14 protein-coding genes are annotated in these 17569 nt (G+C 55.4%); 9 read left to right on the forward strand and 5 right to left on the reverse strand.

Features of this window, described 5'->3' with window-relative positions; all coding sequences use genetic code 11:
- Positions 1-83 precede the first annotated feature (83 nt).
- From ACTG4M_RS02320 to ACTG4M_RS02330, 3 genes are all read left to right on the forward strand, one after another.
- Positions 84-1418, forward strand: coding sequence for a mechanosensitive ion channel family protein (locus tag ACTG4M_RS02320; protein WP_439122021.1), 1335 nt, complete (start codon positions 84-86; stop codon positions 1416-1418).
- Between the two features lie 69 nt (positions 1419-1487).
- Positions 1488-2666, forward strand: coding sequence for an acetyl-CoA C-acyltransferase family protein (locus tag ACTG4M_RS02325; protein WP_439122022.1), 1179 nt, complete (start codon positions 1488-1490; stop codon positions 2664-2666).
- Between the two features lie 110 nt (positions 2667-2776).
- A complete protein-coding gene (locus ACTG4M_RS02330; RefSeq protein WP_439122023.1) occupies positions 2777-4921 on the forward strand; it encodes an ATP-binding protein in 2145 nt (714 codons plus the stop codon).
- Here the strand turns inward: ACTG4M_RS02330 and yaaA are convergent.
- The 3 genes from yaaA to ACTG4M_RS02345 form a co-directional block, all read right to left on the reverse strand.
- The gene (yaaA, locus tag ACTG4M_RS02335) at positions 4906-5685 is read right to left on the reverse strand and encodes a peroxide stress protein YaaA (protein ID WP_439122024.1); all 780 of its coding nucleotides are present in this window, start codon (positions 5683-5685) and stop codon (positions 4906-4908) included. The two genes, ACTG4M_RS02330 and yaaA, sit on opposite strands and share 16 nt — an antisense overlap.
- 36 nt (positions 5686-5721) lie before the next feature.
- Complete coding sequence (gene recQ / locus ACTG4M_RS02340; RefSeq protein WP_439122025.1) at positions 5722-7764, reverse strand: DNA helicase RecQ; 2043 nt, start codon at positions 7762-7764, stop codon at positions 5722-5724.
- Positions 7765-7859: 95 nt separating this feature from the next.
- Positions 7860-8153, reverse strand: a complete 294-nt coding sequence (locus tag ACTG4M_RS02345) for a YggT family protein (RefSeq protein ID WP_439122026.1) — start codon at positions 8151-8153, stop codon at positions 7860-7862.
- Positions 8154-8290: 137 nt separating this feature from the next.
- Between ACTG4M_RS02345 and ACTG4M_RS02350 the strand changes: the two genes are divergently transcribed.
- The 6 genes from ACTG4M_RS02350 to arfB all read left to right on the forward strand — a co-directional run bounded on the left by ACTG4M_RS02350 (position 8291) and on the right by arfB (position 13414).
- Positions 8291-8836: a thioesterase family protein gene (locus ACTG4M_RS02350; RefSeq protein ID WP_439122027.1), complete on the forward strand. Its 546-nt coding sequence runs from the start codon at positions 8291-8293 to the stop codon at positions 8834-8836.
- Positions 8837-8896: 60 nt separating this feature from the next.
- The gene (locus tag ACTG4M_RS02355; RefSeq protein WP_439122028.1) at positions 8897-10237 is read left to right on the forward strand and encodes an MFS transporter; all 1341 of its coding nucleotides are present in this window, start codon (positions 8897-8899) and stop codon (positions 10235-10237) included.
- Positions 10234-11157, forward strand: coding sequence for a penicillin-insensitive murein endopeptidase (mepA, locus tag ACTG4M_RS02360; protein ID WP_439122029.1), 924 nt, complete (start codon positions 10234-10236; stop codon positions 11155-11157). Before ACTG4M_RS02355 ends, mepA begins: the two co-directional genes overlap by 4 nt.
- 24 nt (positions 11158-11181) lie before the next feature.
- Positions 11182-12009, forward strand: coding sequence for an esterase-like activity of phytase family protein (locus tag ACTG4M_RS02365; protein ID WP_439122030.1), 828 nt, complete (start codon positions 11182-11184; stop codon positions 12007-12009).
- Between the two features lie 91 nt (positions 12010-12100).
- Positions 12101-12730, forward strand: a complete 630-nt coding sequence (locus tag ACTG4M_RS02370; RefSeq protein WP_439122031.1) for a queuosine precursor transporter — start codon at positions 12101-12103, stop codon at positions 12728-12730.
- A gap of 261 nt (positions 12731-12991) precedes the next feature.
- Positions 12992-13414, forward strand: coding sequence for an alternative ribosome rescue aminoacyl-tRNA hydrolase ArfB (gene arfB / locus ACTG4M_RS02375; RefSeq protein ID WP_439122032.1), 423 nt, complete (start codon positions 12992-12994; stop codon positions 13412-13414).
- A gap of 51 nt (positions 13415-13465) precedes the next feature.
- On the opposite strand, the gene ACTG4M_RS02380 is transcribed toward arfB, so the two are convergent.
- Both ACTG4M_RS02380 and lysA read right to left on the reverse strand, forming a co-directional pair.
- Complete coding sequence (locus tag ACTG4M_RS02380) at positions 13466-16084, reverse strand: TIGR02302 family protein (protein WP_439122033.1); 2619 nt, start codon at positions 16082-16084, stop codon at positions 13466-13468.
- A gap of 36 nt (positions 16085-16120) precedes the next feature.
- Positions 16121-17386 (reverse strand): diaminopimelate decarboxylase, encoded by a 1266-nt coding sequence (gene lysA / locus ACTG4M_RS02385; RefSeq protein WP_439122034.1) that lies wholly within the window; start codon positions 17384-17386, stop codon positions 16121-16123.
- Positions 17387-17569: the final 183 nt, after the last annotated feature.

A 17569-nucleotide genomic window follows, 5' to 3' on the forward strand; every position in this document is an offset into this window, starting at 1 on the left:
TTCTTCCATTCTCTGGGTCTTATTAAGTTGCACTACCTTCGGCGCGATGCGACGCTGAAATTACGTAAGCAACCGAGCAAAGAATGGTCCCTGATGTCGTCTCACCGGAAACGCTGACTGAGTTTTCGCTCGATCTATACCTCTGGGTTGAGACGTTTCTGACCAGCCTTCTGCGCCCGTGGAACGCGTATCAGCTTGTCATAGCTCTGTCCGTTTTCATCGCTGCACATCTTATTGCCGCAATCGTTAAACCACGCATGCACTCATGGATGCGTGGGCTGGAAGGTTGGCCCAAATGGCGAATGCGGGCGCTGGTTGTGTTCCACCGGCGTTTGCGAATGGTGCTTTTTGTTGTCCTAATCTGGATCGTTGTGATTGCGATGCGGGAAATCACCTGGCCATCCCGATCTTACCTGCTGTCCATAATTGCGAACCTTTCAACGGCATGGCTATTTATCGCATTTGCCACGCGGTTGATCCAAAACGCCTTGCTGCGCGGGATTGTCAGGTATGGCGCATGGATCTGGGTCACCCTGTCGATCACCGGTTTGGCAGACGAAAGCCAATCTCTTTTGGATAGCGCTGCATTTTCGATCGGCGATACACGTGTGTCGTTGTGGCTGATCATTCAGGCCATCGTAATAGTTGCCGCCCTTCTTACGCTAGCACGGGTTGTCAGCAGCACAACAGCAGCCACGATCCGGCGTAATGAAGACATCTCGCCCTCAATGCAGGTGTTGGCCATCAAGTTCCTGCAGGTGCTGCTATTCGGCGCAGCGTTCTTTCTAGGCTTGCGATTGGTCGGCGTTGATCTGACAGGTCTCGCGGTCCTGTCTGGTGCGATCGGCGTTGGTCTTGGCTTTGGTCTGCAAAAGGTCGTGTCGAACCTTGTCTCCGGTATCATCATCCTGCTCGACAAGTCGATCAAGCCGGGCGACGTTATCTCGCTGGGCGATACGTTCGGCTGGATCAACAGCCTTGGTGCGCGCTATGTCAGCGTGGTTACCCGGGACGGCAAGGAATACTTGATCCCAAACGAAGATCTGATCACAGGTCAGGTTGTGAACTGGTCGCATTCCAACGAATTCGTGCGACTGGATATCTATTTCGGCACGGCCTATGGCGATGATCCTCACAAAGTTCGCAAGATCGCCATTAATGCTGCGAAATCAGTGGATCGCGTCCTTAGCTTTAAAGCACCAGTTTGTCATATTGTGGGCTTTGGAGACAGTTCGGTGGATTACATCCTGCGCTTCTGGATTCGTGACCCCACAGGCGGGCTGACCAACATCCGCGGCAATGTCTATCTCGCCTTATGGGATGCCTTTCAGGAGCATGGCATTTCAATTCCCTTCCCACAGCGTGAAGTCAAAGTCCTTGAGGGCTCACAGGTTGGAACGAAATCCATTCCTGACTGACGGCACGTTGCGGCTGACACTGCCCCACGGCTCGCTCATACTGTGCACAACAGAACAAGGGAGGCCATGATGGCAGACGATATCGTAATCCTAGACGGCGCACGTACCGCAATTGGGGCGTTTGGAGGCTCGCTCGCCGCGACCCCACCAATTGATCTTGGCGCAACCGTTGCCAAAGCAGCGTTGGAACGGTCCGGCGTTGATGGCGGGCAAATCGGGCATGTGGTCTTTGGGCACGTCATCAACACCGAACCTCGCGATATGTACCTGTCTCGGGTCGCCGCGATGCAGGCTGGTATCCCCGAAACCACACCTGCGATGAACGTGAACCGCCTTTGCGGGTCTGGCGCACAGGCTATCGTTTCCGCGATCCAATCCCTAATGCTGGGTGATGCTGAATTCGCAGTTGCTGGCGGCGCAGAGAGCATGAGCCGTTCACCGTTCATTGTTCAGGACCAGCGCTGGGGCGCAAAGATGGGAGATATTCGCACGCTCGACATGATGCTGGGCGCGTTGAATTGTCCATTCGGCACTGGCCATATGGGCGTCACCGCCGAGAACGTGGCCGCTGAACATGACGTGACCCGCGAACAACAGGACGCCTTTGCGTTGGCAAGCCAAGAGCGGGCCACCAAGGCGATCAAAGAGGGTCGGTTCACTACTCAAATCGTCCCTGTCGAGGTCAAGAAAAAGCGCGAAATGGTGCCATTCAACGTAGATGAGCACCCTAAGGCAACCACGATGGACGCACTTGGTGGGTTGCGCACCGTGTTCCAGAAAGACGGCACTGTAACCGCTGGCAACGCCTCGGGGATCAACGATGGTGCTGCTGCCATGGTTCTTGCAAGGGCTTCTGCTGCGCAAAGTGCAGGTCTCAAACCCAAAGCGCGCGTTCTCGGATACGCCCATGCTGGCGTCCGTCCCGAAGTGATGGGTATCGGCCCCGTGCCTGCAGTGGAAAACCTGCTCAAACGCACGGGGCTTGCCGCCTCGGATTTTGATGTAATCGAAAGCAACGAAGCCTTCGCTGCGCAAGCATTTGCAGTGAACAAAGAACTTGGCCTTGATCCTGCCAAGGTCAATCCGAACGGCGGCGCGATTGCGCTTGGTCACCCGGTGGGTGCAACTGGCGCAATCATTACAATCAAAGCGCTTTACGAGTTAGAGCGCATCGGCGGGTCCAGAGCTCTGATCACCATGTGCATCGGTGGCGGTCAAGGTATCGCACTAGCTATCGAACGGCTCTGACGTTTAGCCAAATTGCAAAATGCATGTGCCCCGGCTGCTGGCCCCAGCCGGGTTAATTCATTCTTCACCATGATCCCCGAAAGTCCCGTAAGACGATTACGGAGGTCTGGATGAGTCTCGCCAATAAACTGGCAGAGGAGCGCCGTGCGCGGTTGGCCGCGGAGCGTCTTCTTGAACTCAAACAGGCCGAACTTTTTGCAGCCAACCGCAAACTGGGGACACATGCTCTGCAGCTGAGCAACGAAATCGTCGAAACCCGCGCCGAAGTTGCGATGGTGCGCGGGGAAAACCAACGGGTCAAAACCGAACTCGGGGTTGCGAACGAAAAGATCCAGATCGCTGAACGCCGGCTTTGGCATTCGATCGAGACCATTCAGGACGGCTTTGCTTTTTTTGATCCCGACAACCGCATGATCGTTGCCAATCGCGCTTACCTTGCCGTGTTCGAAGACTTGGAAGAGGTCCAGCCAGGCATCACCTATCCTCGCATTCTTCAGCTTCTGACCGAAGAAGGGATCGTCAACATCGCGGATGAACCGCCGGCAGACTGGCGTGCACGTATGCAGGATCGCTGGCAGCAGGACGACCCGCAACCGATGGAAATTCAGCTCTGGAATGGCGAACACGTGCGCATCTTTGACCGACGTGGCCCGTCGGGCGATGTGGTTAGCCTTGCGCTGAACATCACGGAAAGTGTCCGCTACGAGGAACAGCTGCACGTCGCCCGCGAACGCGCCGAGGCCGCGAACCGCGCCAAATCAGCTTTTCTGGCCAATATGAGTCACGAAATTAGAACCCCTATGAATGGCGTGGTTGGAATGGCTGATCTGCTGACGGAAACTGATCTAAATAGCGAACAGCGCTTATTTGTCGAAACGATCAAACATTCAGGTGAGGCGCTATTGGTCATCATCAATGACGTGCTCGACTATTCGAAGATCGACGCCGACAAGCTGGTACTTCATCCCGAACCTTTCGATCTTGAAAAAACCCTGCATGAGGTCGTGCTGCTGCTCCAGCCCAGCGCACGGGCAAAAGGGCTTACCCTCAACGTAGATTATGACATCCTTCAACACACACGGTTTGTCGCCGATCCCGGACGCATTCGGCAGATCGTGACGAACTTGATGGGAAATGCCGTCAAATTCACCCTCGAAGGGCACGTGTTGCTACGCGTTGTTGGAGAGCCGGCAGACGCCAACCACACAAAACTAGTCATAACGGTTGAAGATACCGGAATCGGGATTGCGCCCGATAAAGTTGACCTTGTGTTTGGCGAATTCAATCAGGTCGAAGACGACCGCAATCGGCAATTTGAAGGCACAGGGCTCGGGCTTGCGATCACAAAGCGGCTTATCGAAATGATGGACGGTCACGTTTGGGTCGAGTCGGAAGAAAGTGTTGGAAGCTGTTTTGGGTTCAATGTCACCCTGCCGATAGATCAGGACTCCGCAGCTGCAGCGCCAAAACTCGATCCAGACCTGCAACGCATTCTCGTCATCGACAACGCCGACGAGGACGGCACGACACCACTTATAAAACAGATTAGCGCATTGGGCGGCACGCCCACTCTTTGTTCCGATCCCGCACGGTTAACGCCTGATCAGGTTGCCACTTTCAGCTTAACCGTACTGGGGATAGAGCCTGACAATAGCCTATTCACCTCTGCCATTTTTGCGTTGAAAACGGTCGCACCGAATGCGCCGATCTTATCCCTTTCCCATGATCCAAAACGTGTTGCCGAAGCCGGGCTAGAGAACGTCCACACAGTGCAACGCCCATTTGCGCGTTCAGTTTTACTAGATGCGATCACGTCGACCGCGGTGCGGTGTGCTGTCCCTGAACCAACAATCGTGCACTCCCAGGTCGGCCAACCCAATATTCTGCTCGCCGAAGACAATCGCACCAATCAATTGGTGTTCCGCAAGATGGTCAGCAAACTCGACCTAAATCTCACAATCGCAAATGACGGTTTTGAAGCTGTGACTGCATTTGAAGCAAACCGCCCAGACGTGATCTTCATGGATATCTCTATGCCTGGAATGGACGGCAAAGAAGCAACGGCGCGTATTCGCGCACTAGAGGGCGACGGGCCGAACGTACCGATCATCGCGGTGACGGCTCACGCTTTGGACGGTGACCGCGATATGATCCTCGAAGCCGGTTTGACGGACTACCTTACAAAACCGCTGCGCAAAGACGCCCTCTTAGAAAAGCTGGGGACCTATTGCTCGGTCTGTCAGTTGGCGTCGTAGGGTCGCACGAACACGGGTTTTTCGGGCTCGGAAAGGTCTTCTTGGTAGACATAACCGCCAAGATCAAAATCCAGAATCCCTTGCGCGTCGGTCAAACGTCGCTGAATGACAAACCGCGCCATTGCACCACGGGCCTTTTTTGCAAAAAAGCTGACGATCTTAGGGCCTTTGCCGTCGCCTTTGTCTTCCATGAACGCTGGAGTGACGATGCGCAAACCCAACGGTTTCGGCGGCACAGCACCAAAGTATTCCTGGCTGGCGCAGTTGATCAGAGTGTCGGTGTTCAGGTCAGCGGCCTGCGCTTTGAGTTCCTTGGCAATCTGATCTCGCCAGTAGTCGTAAAGGTTGCCACCACGCCGGGTCTTTAACCGGCTGCCCATCTCAAGACGGTAGGCCTGAATTCCATCTAATGGTCTCAGCACTCCATACAGACCAGACAGTATTCTAAGGTGATCCTGCGCCCAGCACATTTCATCGGCATCAAGCGTTTCCGCCTCAAGCCCTTGATAGGTGTCCCCGGCAAAAGCCAGAGCGGCCGGGCGAAGATGATCGTTTGTCGGCGCTTCATCAAAGTCCCGAAACCGGTCACGGTTCAATTTCGCCAGATCATCGCTGAGATCCATGAGCGCCTTGAGATTGCCAAGCGTCAGATTGCGGGCCGACTTTGCCAACCGATTGGCGTCGTCCTGAAACACCGGTTCCGTCATCGTCACGTCACGCTCGGACCAGTCAAGACGTTTGGCCGGGGAAATCACGACGAGCATGGCAGCACCTTTTTTGAAATCTTGGTTCCGGTTGATTTAGTCCGCAGCGCGCAAAACGTCCAGAAACGTCTCTGCAAACCTTTCGGCCCGTCGATCACCAATAATACGGGCAATGCCGCTTTCATCGCGCGGCTTGGTCTGCGCCAGCTTCGCCAATTGACCTGCTTCGCATGACATTGGTTTCAATGTACCACAGGCACCACGCACCAGTTGGGCCTGAGATTCAAGCAGCGTATCGTAAAGACCACCTGCCCCGCCGCTTGCCAACTTTCGCCGCGCGGGATGCGTGTCGGGAACATCTCCAGCGATCACCTCAAGAAAGGCACGCCCATAGCGTTCCAGCTTTTTTGCACCGACCCCATTGATCCGGGCGATATCGTCAAGCGTCCGCGGTCGTGTTTCGGCCATCTCGATCAAGGTCTTGTCGGGGAAGATCACGTAAGCAGGAACAGACTGTTCCTCGGCCAATGCACGACGCTTTGCCTTGAGCGCAGAGAGCAGCGGTGCGTCTTCATCACTGACCAATGTGCGCACATGCGGGCGACGTTCGCTTGCAGCCTCAATACTGTCGCGACGCAGGGAAATCGTCGCTTCTCCGCGCAGGATCGGTCGGGCTGCTTCGGTCATCACCAGTGCGCCATGCCGTTCTGCATCTGGACGCATCAGATCATGACCCATCATCTGCCTGAAAACTGCCTGCCATTCCCCGCGTTTAAGGTCTTTGCCGACGCCAAATGTCGGCAGGTTGTCGTGATTACGTTGCAGGATTTTCTCGGTTTTGGTGCCGAGTAGAATGTCGATTAGATGCCCAGCGCCAAAGCTTTCACCCGTCCGCAGGGCAGCAGATAACGCTTTGCGTACCGCCTCGGTGCCATCGAACACCTCAGCGGGTTTGTCGCACAGATCGCAGTTACCGCAGGTGACTTCGGATTCATCAAAGTAGCCCAGCAAAGTTTTGCGACGGCATTCCAACGCCTCGGCCAAACCTAGCAAAGCATTCAACCGGCCGTGATCGGCATGACGGCGTTCTGGTGGCGCATTGCCTTCGTCGATCTGGCTCCGTCGCAGACGAATGTCGTCAGAACCATAGAGCGTCAGCGTTTCAGCAGGCGCACCATCGCGCCCGGCACGACCGATTTCCTGATAATACGCTTCGATGGATTTCGGCAGATCAGCGTGTGCGACCCAGCGAATATCGGGTTTATCGACACCCATGCCAAAGGCCACTGTTGCAACAACGATCAACCCGTCTTCGGTCGCAAAGCGTGACTCCACGCGGCGGCGCGCGTCCGGGTCCATGCCGCCATGATAAAAACAAGCCGTGTGCCCTTCGGCATTAAGCGCCTGAGACAGCGTTTCCGTCTTTGCGCGGGTGCCACAATACACGATGCCAGACTGATCTTTCCGGGCAGCAGCGAATTTGAGGATTTGATCGCGGGGCTTATTTTTGGGCGCGAACATCAGGTTGATGTTAGGCCGATCGAAACCACGTAGAAATGTTGTCGGCGTTTTGCCATCGAACAGACGCGTTACGATTTCTTCCTGCGTTTCGGCATCCGCTGTGGCCGTAAAGGCAGCAAGCGGTACGTCCAAGGCACGGCGCAATTCACCGATGCGCAGATAGTCCGGGCGGAAATCGTGGCCCCACTGGCTGACACAATGGGCCTCATCCACAGCAATCAGAGAAACACCAGCTTGTTGCAGCATCCGTTGGGTGCCACCGGACGCCAGCCGTTCCGGCGCAAGGTAAAGCAACTTCAAAGCGCCGGAATGAAGCATGTCCCAAACGGCATCATTTTCTTCGTCCGTATTTGCCGAAGTCAGCGCGCCTGCATTAACACCAGCCTCACGCAAGCCGCGCACTTGATCACGCATCAGCGCAATAAGCGGTGAAATCACCACAGTCACGCCATGGCGCACCAATGCAGGTAGTTGGAAACACAAAGACTTACCGCCGCCTGTGGGCATGATGGCAAGAACGTTTTCACCCTCAGAAACAGCCTCTACAATCTCGGATTGACCGGGCCGGAAACTGTCGAATCCAAAGACATCCCGCAGAATTGTGTCTGCGTCGGGCATATCGCGTGGCATGGGTGACCTGTCAGGTTCTTAACTATATCTGCTCTGAAACTGACAGTCTCATACTAAGGATGCGTGAACAAGCCTTTGAACGGTCAGAAGCTATAGAAGAATCCGGCGTTGTTCGCCAATACGATGCGCAGTATATAAACGCCAATCAACGCCACCAGCGGTGCAAGGTCGATCCCTGACATTGGCGGCAAGATGCGGCGCAGGCGAGAATACATCGGTTCAAGCAGCCTGTTCAGCCCGTCCCAGATTTGCGAAACGATCGGCTGTCGCAGGTTCAAAACCTGAAAATTGATCAGCCAGCTCATGATGACGTGGGCGATTATGAAGAACCACACGATATCAAGAAGCAGCATCAGGATCTGGTAGAGCGATTGCATCGGGCAAATTTCCTTAGTCAGTGACCAAACAAGAGGTAGGCGCAAGCGGCCCGAAGAACAAGTCGGACCAGTTGCCGCGAGGTCGCGGTTGACGTGATCGAAGGGTAAGTCAACTAGGCGCGCAACAGGAGGTTGAGATGTATCCCTTTATCCGCATGGCGCTTGGCATTTGGAAAGCGCGCAAATCCCCGCAGCTTGGATCGTTCGACACTTATGTGTCACAACATCGGTGCTGGCCATGGGACATCGACATGTGGATGGAGCTCAACAATGGTCGGACGCTGACGCTTTATGACCTTGGCCGTATCCCTTTGGCGCAGGCAAATGGATTGTTAGCGATGGTGCGAAAAAAACGCTGGGGCCTGACAATGGCGGGCGTTGTCGTCAGGTACAGGCGTCGCATCCGAACGTTCGAAAGGTTCGAGATGCGCAGCCGTTTGCTTTGCTGGGATGACCGGTTCTTGTATATTGAACAGTCGATGTGGAAGAAAAACGGCGAATGTGCCAACCATGCGGTCTATCGGTCTGCTGTCACGGACCGAAGTGGAATTGTTCCGACTTCAAGCGTCATCGCAGCGATGGACATGACCGGCGCAGCATCGCCAGAAATGCCCGATTGGGTGGCACAATGGTTGCGCGCCGAAGATGCACGACCATGGCCACCGATGCAGGAGGCAATTTAGCCACCACGGCGCTTGCCGCCTTGACGTTTCGCACCCATAACCCCGGAAGGGGGATTTGGCATGGCGGTCGGCACTTTACGCAAACGAATTTGGGGATGGTTCTTTTTCGATTGGGCCAGCCAGCCTTATAACACCCTTCTGATCACATTTATCTTTGCCCCCTACGTCAAAGAGCTTGTTGGGGACGGCACAACCGCACAATCTGCTTGGGGTTTCGGCATAGGTGCAGCCGGCATCATCATTGCGATACTGGCCCCGATTCTTGGTGCATTGGCAGATACCGGCGGCAATCGCCTCAGATGGATTTGGCTATTTTCCATCATGTATGTCGTGGGTGCAGGAGGGCTTTGGTTCGCGGCACCGGGGGAATTCAGCCTGATCCTAATCCTGACGTTCTTTGCCATCGGCATGATCGGAATGGAATTCGCCACGACGTTCACAAATTCCATGCTCCCAGACCTTGGAACACCAGAAGAGATCGGGCGCATTTCGGGCAATGGGTGGGCGTTCGGGTACCTGGGCGGCTTGGTCGCGTTGGTGATCATGCTCATGTTCTTTGCCGACAACGCGGAAACAGGCCAAACTCTTTTTGGTTTGGATCCTGCATTCGGCCTCGACCCGGAAGCACGAGAAGGCACGCGGGCTGTTGGACCTTTGGTCGCGATCTGGTTTGTCATTTTCATGGTGCCGTTCTTTCTGTTTGTACGCGACCCCAAATCCCACAAAGCGCCGAAAGGGGCGGTCAAACTCGCGCTACAAGACCTCAAATCGACCCTTTACCGCCTGCCCCAAGATCGGTCGCTTTTTGCATTTCTAGGATCCGCGATGTTCTACCGAGACGCGTTGAACGGAATGTACGCATTTGGCGGCATCTACGCAGCAGGTGTCTTGGGCTGGAGTGTTCAGAACGTGGGCATCTTTGGTATCATAGCGATCATCGCAGGAGCGCTGGCGGCTTGGTTGGGTGGGATGGCGGATTCGCGCTTTGGGCCCAAGCCCGTGATCGTGGCTTGCATTCTTGCGCTGACGGCCGTGGGCATTTCGATTGTCCTGATCTCTCGTGAATCGATGTTCGGCATGCCTTTGCCCGAGGGTTCAGCCCTCCCCGATATCGCGTTTTACATTATCGGTGCAGTGATCGGCGCCGCTGGGGGTGTGATACAATCGGCAAGCCGGACGATGATGGTCAGGCAAGCAAATCCAGAACGCATGACCGAAGCCTTTGGTCTGTATGCCCTAGCAGGAAAAGCGACCAGTTTTCTGGCACCTTTGCTGATTGGGGTAACCACCTATGCCACTGGATCCCAACAATTGGGGGTCAGTCCGGTGATTGGGCTTTTCCTAGTTGGGCTTGTGTTGTTAGTCTGGGTTAACCCTCACGGGAAATGGGCGGTGTCATGAAACGGTTTTTTCTACTCCTCGGACTCACTTTTTTACTGGCTGCCTGTGGCGGTGACAGCGGATCGCGCAACAGCGACACAGCATCCGCGACCACGCCTCGCGTGAACAGCGTTCTGAGCACACGTCAGGCAAAGCAATTGTTCGGCGGCATGGAAAACGGATCACGTCAATCCGCTGCTGCCTATGGCAGTTATGCTAAGGGATGTGCAGCGGGTGCAGTTCAACTGCCGGAAACAGGGCCAACATGGCAAGCGATGCGTCTTTCGCGAAACCGCAATTGGGGTCTGCCCATCACCGTTGATTTTCTGCAGGATTTGTCTCGCATAGCCGCGCGTGAACCGGGTTGGAACGGGCTTTATGTGGGTGACATCAGCCAGCCCCGCGGCGGACCGATGCTGACCGGGCATCGCAGCCACCAGATTGGCTTGGATGCTGACATCTGGATGCGTCCTGCTGATCGGCTGAACCTAAGCCGCGCAGATCGTGAAAACATGTCGTCCATTTCGCTACGTCGCTCTAATGGTGCGTTTACCAATGACAACTGGACCAAATCGCATCACAACATCATAAAGGCGGCTGCGAGCGACCCGCGTGTGGCGCGCATCTTTGTATTCCCCGGCGCCAAAGTGGCGATGTGCAACGCAGAAACCGGCGACCGAAGCTATCTGCGCAAGATCCGGCCTTGGTATGGGCACCACTACCACTTCCATGTGCGGTTGGCCTGCCCTAGGGGTATGCGGGGTTGCGTCGATCAGGATCCCCCGCCGCGTGGCGATGGGTGTGCCGATGCACAAGCTTGGGTTAACAATATTCTGAATCCACCCCCGCCCGATCCGAATGCGCCAGCACCAAAGCCGCGCCGGGAACTGAGGCTGGCGGATCTGCCTGCGCAGTGTGAAACTGTACTGTCCGCGAATTGATGCAATTTGGGCACTGACCCTGGCTTGGCACAGGACACGACACTGGCCACGTTTCTATCGTCCTATCACTGGACAAAGGAACGCGACGGATTTGGAGGGTATTCAGGGATTACACTGACCCCGGATGGCACCGGGTTTGTCATCCTAAGCGACCGTGGCCATGTAATCGAAGGCACGATCTTTCGTCACAATAACCGGATCATCGGTATCCGTAGCCAAGACATGGCGCAACTGGATTTCCCTGACAGTCTTTTTGATGAAACGCCGAGACGCGACACTGAAGGTCTTGCCCGGGATACCGCTGGTCGACTGTATATTTCTCTGGAAAGCGACAATCGGATTATTCGACAAGAGGTCGATGGAACGTGGTCTGCCCTGCCAAGCCATCCGTCCATTGATGCTCTACCCGCCAATCGCGGTTTGGAAGCCTTGGCAATTGGACCTGATTCAACGGTCTACACAATTCCGGAAGGGTCGGATGATTTGAAAACCCCATTCCCAGTTTTCCGATATCGGGAAAGCCATGGGTGGGACAGGCCGTTGTCTATCACACGCGATGGAGGATGGTTGCCTGTGGGGGCTGACATTGGCCCAGATGGGCAGCTCTATGTTCTTGAACGTGGCTTTGCCGGGTTCGGATTCTCATCTCGTGTTCGCCGATTTGATCTGTCTGCTAGCGAAAAAGGTGACGGTGAACTCCTTTTGACCACCGATATCCGCAAACATGACAACCTTGAAGGTATCGCGGTCTGGCAAGCTCCGGACGGGTCATTGAGGCTGACGATGGTCTCTGACGACAACTTCCTATTCCTTCAGAAAACCGAGATCGTGGAATACTCAGTCAGCAAATAGCTTGTCTGTTTCAAAGCGCCGCTATATGCACCGCGCCATTCCCGAGTGTCGGGAATCAAGTCCCCGCAACCTTGGCAAAACGGGAGTCGCAATGACCCGCTCACATATTCCTGGCATCATCGCCATGGCCCTCATCGTGTTGGCCTCCAATATTCTTGTTCAGTTCCTGTTTGGGAATTGGCTGACATGGGGCGCATTTACGTATCCCCTCGCGTTCCTTGTCACTGATCTAATGAACCGCCTCTATGGCCCAAGCGCCGCCCGGCAGGTGGTTTTCGCGGGCTTTATTGTCGGTGTCTTCTGTTCGTTGGTCGGCACGCAAATTCACGGCGAATTCGGGCCACTGGTCACACTTCGTATTGCGATTGGCTCTGGGCTTGCGTTCCTGACGGCACAGCTTTTGGATGTTGCTATTTTTGATAAGATGCGCAGCGGGGTCTGGTGGCGTGCGCCTTTGGCCTCCACATTGATTGGAGCATCCATTGACACCGGGTTGTTCTTTAGCATCGCATTTTCCGGCGCATTCACCTTTATTGACCCAACAAACGATGTGTCTTGGGCGGGTGAAATGTTGCCACTTCTTGGTTCCGGGCCCGTTGCACCACTTTGGGTGTCGCTTGCCGTGGCCGACTGGATGGTCAAAATCGCGCTGGCGTTGATCGCACTGATACCATTTCGACTCATCGTATTACGATTTCGTGAAAAGTCTACCTTGACGTAAGAAAACTGTTGCGAACTGGGCAAAGCCTGTCACGCTAAGGGTGCGTTATATCAACAGCTGAAAGGAGGTGATCCAGTGTCGAGAGAGGTATTGGAGAGAGGTGTCGGAACAGTTCGAGAGGCTATCATCTAGGGCAACCCCTGGGTGACGAACCCATCGAATTGGTGAGGAACCTAACCGGACCCCGCCTCCGTAAGTCTCGAAGGGTCGCCCATGTGGCGACCCTTTTTGTATGTCCACCACCGCGCTAAGTGACAAAGTATGATCCAGATTTCCGACAGTATCACCATTGAAGACTGGGAACTGACCGAACAGTTCATTCGCGCCTCCGGCCCCGGTGGGCAGAACGTGAACAAGGTATCTTCGGCTGTCGAATTACGGTTCGAGGCAGAGCGATCGCCCAACTTGCCGGGTCCCGTCAAAAACCGTCTGCGTCGCATTTCCGGGCGGAGATGGACCAAAGACGGAGCTATTGTCTTGCAGGTTGACGAGACCCGCTCACAGGCGAGAAACCGTGACATTGCGCGGGATCGGTTAAAGGAGATGATCGTTCAGGCCCTGATCCCTCCAAAACGCCGTGTGCCGACCAAGCCAACCCTTGGGTCCAAAAAGCGGCGACTCAAAGCCAAAAAGGTACGCGGTGAAGTCAAGTCGCTCCGCGGCAAAGTCGACCCCGACACGTAACGTTTCGCAAAGACGAATGATGCATCGTTGCATCACCGCCAACGCACCCCATCAAAACCGATCAAGCAAACGTTCCAGATACTCAAGCTCTTCTTCTGGGCGCTCACCTTCTCCGGAACGGCGACGGATTTCATCCAGCAGTTCGCGTGCGCGGCGATATACATCTTCGCCCTGCAACAGGTTTTCATTAGACCCAATCTGACCGTTTGATCCAACGTTCCGCCCCAAAGGATCGCGTTGTTGGCCAGGATCTGCGCCATCCGCCATGCCTTGCTGTCCTTGCCCCTGTTGCTGCTGCTGCGCCATCGCTTCGCCCAGATTGCGCATACCCTCGCGCAGGGCTTCCATTGCTTCGGACTGGTTGTCGATTGCGCCAGCAAGATCGTTCTCACGCAAAGATTCTTCGGCACCTTCCATCGCACCTTCAGCACGTTCAAGCGCCTCTCTGGCAGCCTCTCCCGCTTCAGAGCCAGCGCCCGGCAAGCTCTGTGACTGACGGTTCAGTTCTTGACGCAAAGCGCGCTGACGGTCAGCAAGACTTTCCTCAAGGCTCTGACCTTGGCCATTCTGGCCCTGACCTGGCTGTTGGCCGGGTTGCTGTCCTTGGCCCTGTCCCTGTCCCTGTTGCTGCCCTTGGCCTTGCTGTCCAGGTTGTTGCCCGGGCTGTTGACCATCTTGGCCCTGCTGTCCTTGCTGTCCGGGATTGAATTGTTCCTGAAGGTCGCGGAATGCCTGATCGGACAAGCCCTGTTGTTCACGCAGCGTTTCAGCCAAGCCTTCCATCGCCTGTTCCCCGGGTGACTGGCCTTGCTGACCCTGACCCTGAGTGACCTGCATGTTTTCCATCATCTGACGCAGCTGTTCGAGCGCTTCTTGCGCCTCAGCCATGCGGCCTTCCTCCATCAGCTCTTGGATACGATCCATCATATCCTGCAGATCATTCTGACTCATCTCCATCATGTTCTGGTTTTGGGTCATATCCTGATCGGGGTTGTCCTGCTGATCCTGTTGGGCTTGGCGAGACAGTTGACGCAGATAATCGTCGGTCGCCTCACGCAGCTCCTGCATCAATTCCGCAATTTCCTGATCCGATGCTCCGTTGCGCATCGCTTCGGACAAGCGGTCTTGCGCGCGCTGCAGACGCTCCAGTGCATCTTCAAGGTCACCCTCTTCCAACCGGATCGCGAGGTCCCACATGGCCTGCGCAATTTCAGCTTGCTGGTCGTCGGTCATGGTCACCGTGGCCAAAGCCTCAACGCGACGCATGATAGTACGCAAACGCAGAAAGTCCGTGCTCGACCGGAACACATCATCCGGACGGTGCGAAACGGCCCGCATCAAAAGTGCGACGTCAGACGCGTTTTCGCGGTTCCAAAGCAAAGAACGCCGCAAATCGATAATTGCGCTGGCCATCGGGTCGAAAAACCGACGGCCCGGAAGGTCAATTACTTCTAGTGCAGATTCACCCATTTGGTCAGCCTCGTCCGTCACGGAAAGGCTGAGTGTCACCGGCAAATTCGCCCACGGATGTTCCGAAAAGTTATCAACCAACGTTTCGGTAAACTCTGACCGATCACCAGCTATTGGCATCGGAAGCGGCAGTTCAATCACCGCTCGTTGTTCAGGATCAATCCGCAAACCATACCGGCGATCAACCTCGCTTAACGCCAGATCGATACGCGCAGTACCTGTGGCAACTGCGTAGTCATCCTTCGCGACAAAAGGGATTTGCGCTTCGCCTTCATAGCTGACTTCGATCTCCCCATCGCGCGTCACCTCCGGAGCGCGATCGGGTAAAGCAACGACCTCCCACAACCGTCCACCCGGCCCCTCGATCTCTAGCCGACCAGAGCGTTCGACGTTGAATTCCTGTGCGGTATTGGTGGACGCTTCGACCAACTCCTCTGGTGTCGTCGTTGGGGACACGCTGTTGGAAACTGATTCTGACACACTCAGCGCACCAACTTCACCGTAGAAGCGCAACGTGATCCTGCTGCCCTCTGGCGTTTCGAGGCGCGCGCTTTCGATGTCATTCAGATAGATTGACGGCCGACCCGTATAACGTGGAGGTTCCAACCAACCTTCCCACGTAGGGCCAGAGGCGAGATCAGAGCCCGTCGGCCCCATCGCAGAAACCGTCTGAACCTTGAGAACAGACCCAAACACAATCGCAACCAAAAACGCCAAAACCGCCACATAGCGCAGTGCAAACGGATCAGCCTTTGAAACACGCAGGTCAGGTTCCGCAGCTTTTGCGTCTTTCAGACGAGCGGCCATGCGCGCCTTGTGCGCGTTCCACACAGCCAAAGACGCAGGATCACCGGAGCCGATTGCCTGACTGTCCATCGCCGCCAGAATTGGATTTCCGGGAAGTGTCGCATCAAGGCGCACCAATGCCGATGATTGTGTGGGCCAATAAAATCTCCGCACGCCGCGAACGAACGTCCAGACTGCCGCGAGCCCACCAAGCGCCAAAGTGACCCAGACCGCTTCCAAGGGTAGATAATCCTGCAACCCCAACATGAGAAACGCGAGGATGGCAAAAATAACTGACCAGAACGGCCAAAAAGCACGCACAACGACCTCGGCTCCCATACCCAAACGGGTCAGAAACAAGGGCCAGCGCAGCGCTGTATTGATCTCCGTGGGCAGGTCGTCCCGTGCGGTCATTCCGATCTCCCGATCATCTGGCCACAGGGGAATACCTCATAGCCATGGGGGGATGGTATCTCGGTTTATGATTTCGTCAAAGTCCGGGCGCTTGCGGATGACAGCGAATTGATCGCCTTTCGCCAAAACTTCAGGCACGAGCGGGCGCGTGTTGTACTCACTCGACATCACCGCCCCATAAGCACCAGCAGATCTGAACGCGACAAGCGCGCCGGCCTCGAGCGGTGGCATCATCCGATTCTTGGCAAACGTATCACCGGATTCACAAACCGGACCAACGATGTCGTAGGCTTGCTGCTCAACACCTGCGGCAGGCTCAATAACCGGAACAATGTCATGATGGGCATCGTACATGGCAGGGCGGATCAAATCATTCATTGCGCCGTCCAGGATTAGAAACTGCCGTCCTTCACCCTGTTTTACATAGATCACGCGGCTCACAAGAATGCCCGCATTGCCAGCAATCAGACGACCAGGTTCTATTTCAATCTCGCAACCCAGATGGCCTACAGTGCGCTTGATCATAGCGCCATAGTCCGACGGCAAAGGTGGTGCCTCGTTCGAGCGGGTGTAGGGAATACCCAAACCGCCCCCAAGATCGAGCCGCTTGATCGTGTGGCCATCGGCGCGCAATTGTTCAGTCAGTTCCGCAACCTTGCGATAGGCAAGCTCATAAGGATCAAGATCGGTCAATTGCGACCCGATATGCACATCGATCCCGATGACCTCGATCCCAGGCAAAGCAGCAGCTTCGGCATAGACTTCTCGCGCTTTCGAAATCGGGATACCGAACTTATTCTCAGACTTCCCGGTTGCGATTTTTGCGTGTGTTTTCGCGTCCACATCCGGGTTGACACGCACCGTGATCGGCGCGGTTTTGCCAAGCGATGCCGCAACCTCGGAAATAACCCGCATCTCGGGTTCGCTTTCGACGTTGAACTGGCGGATACCGCCTTCAAGCGCGAGACGTATCTCTGACCGCGTTTTACCAACACCGGAAAACACAATGCGATCGCCCGGCACTCCAGCAGCTTTCGCCCGCGCATATTCGCCGCCCGACACGACATCCATACCTGCGCCAAGTTCAGAAAGCGTTTTGAGAATGGCTTGATTCGAGGCCGCTTTCATGGCGTAGCAGACCATATGGTCCATTCCATCGAGCGCCTCATCAAAGAGCTGAAAATGACGCGTCAGGGTTGCCGTGGAATACAGATAAAACGGCGTCCCGACGGACGCTGCGATATCGGCAACGGACACGTCCTCAACGTAAAGCTCACCGTCACGATACAGAAAATGATCCACAACCGCCTCCAGAACAGACCGCGCCGCAGTAGCGCAGCAATGGGGTATGTGCTACCCCTAGCTTCTTCTTTTTAAAAATATGCCATACCCGGCGGCAGCGAATTTGGACGCCACTGGAATACCTAATGGCACGGGCAAAAAGCACCAAACCGAGGCGTAGCCGAGTTACAGGGCGCGGGCTGC

Origin of the sequence: Marivita sp. (assembly GCF_965656765.1) — a bacterium.
Taxonomy (GTDB): Bacteria; Pseudomonadota; Alphaproteobacteria; order Rhodobacterales; family Rhodobacteraceae; genus Marivita.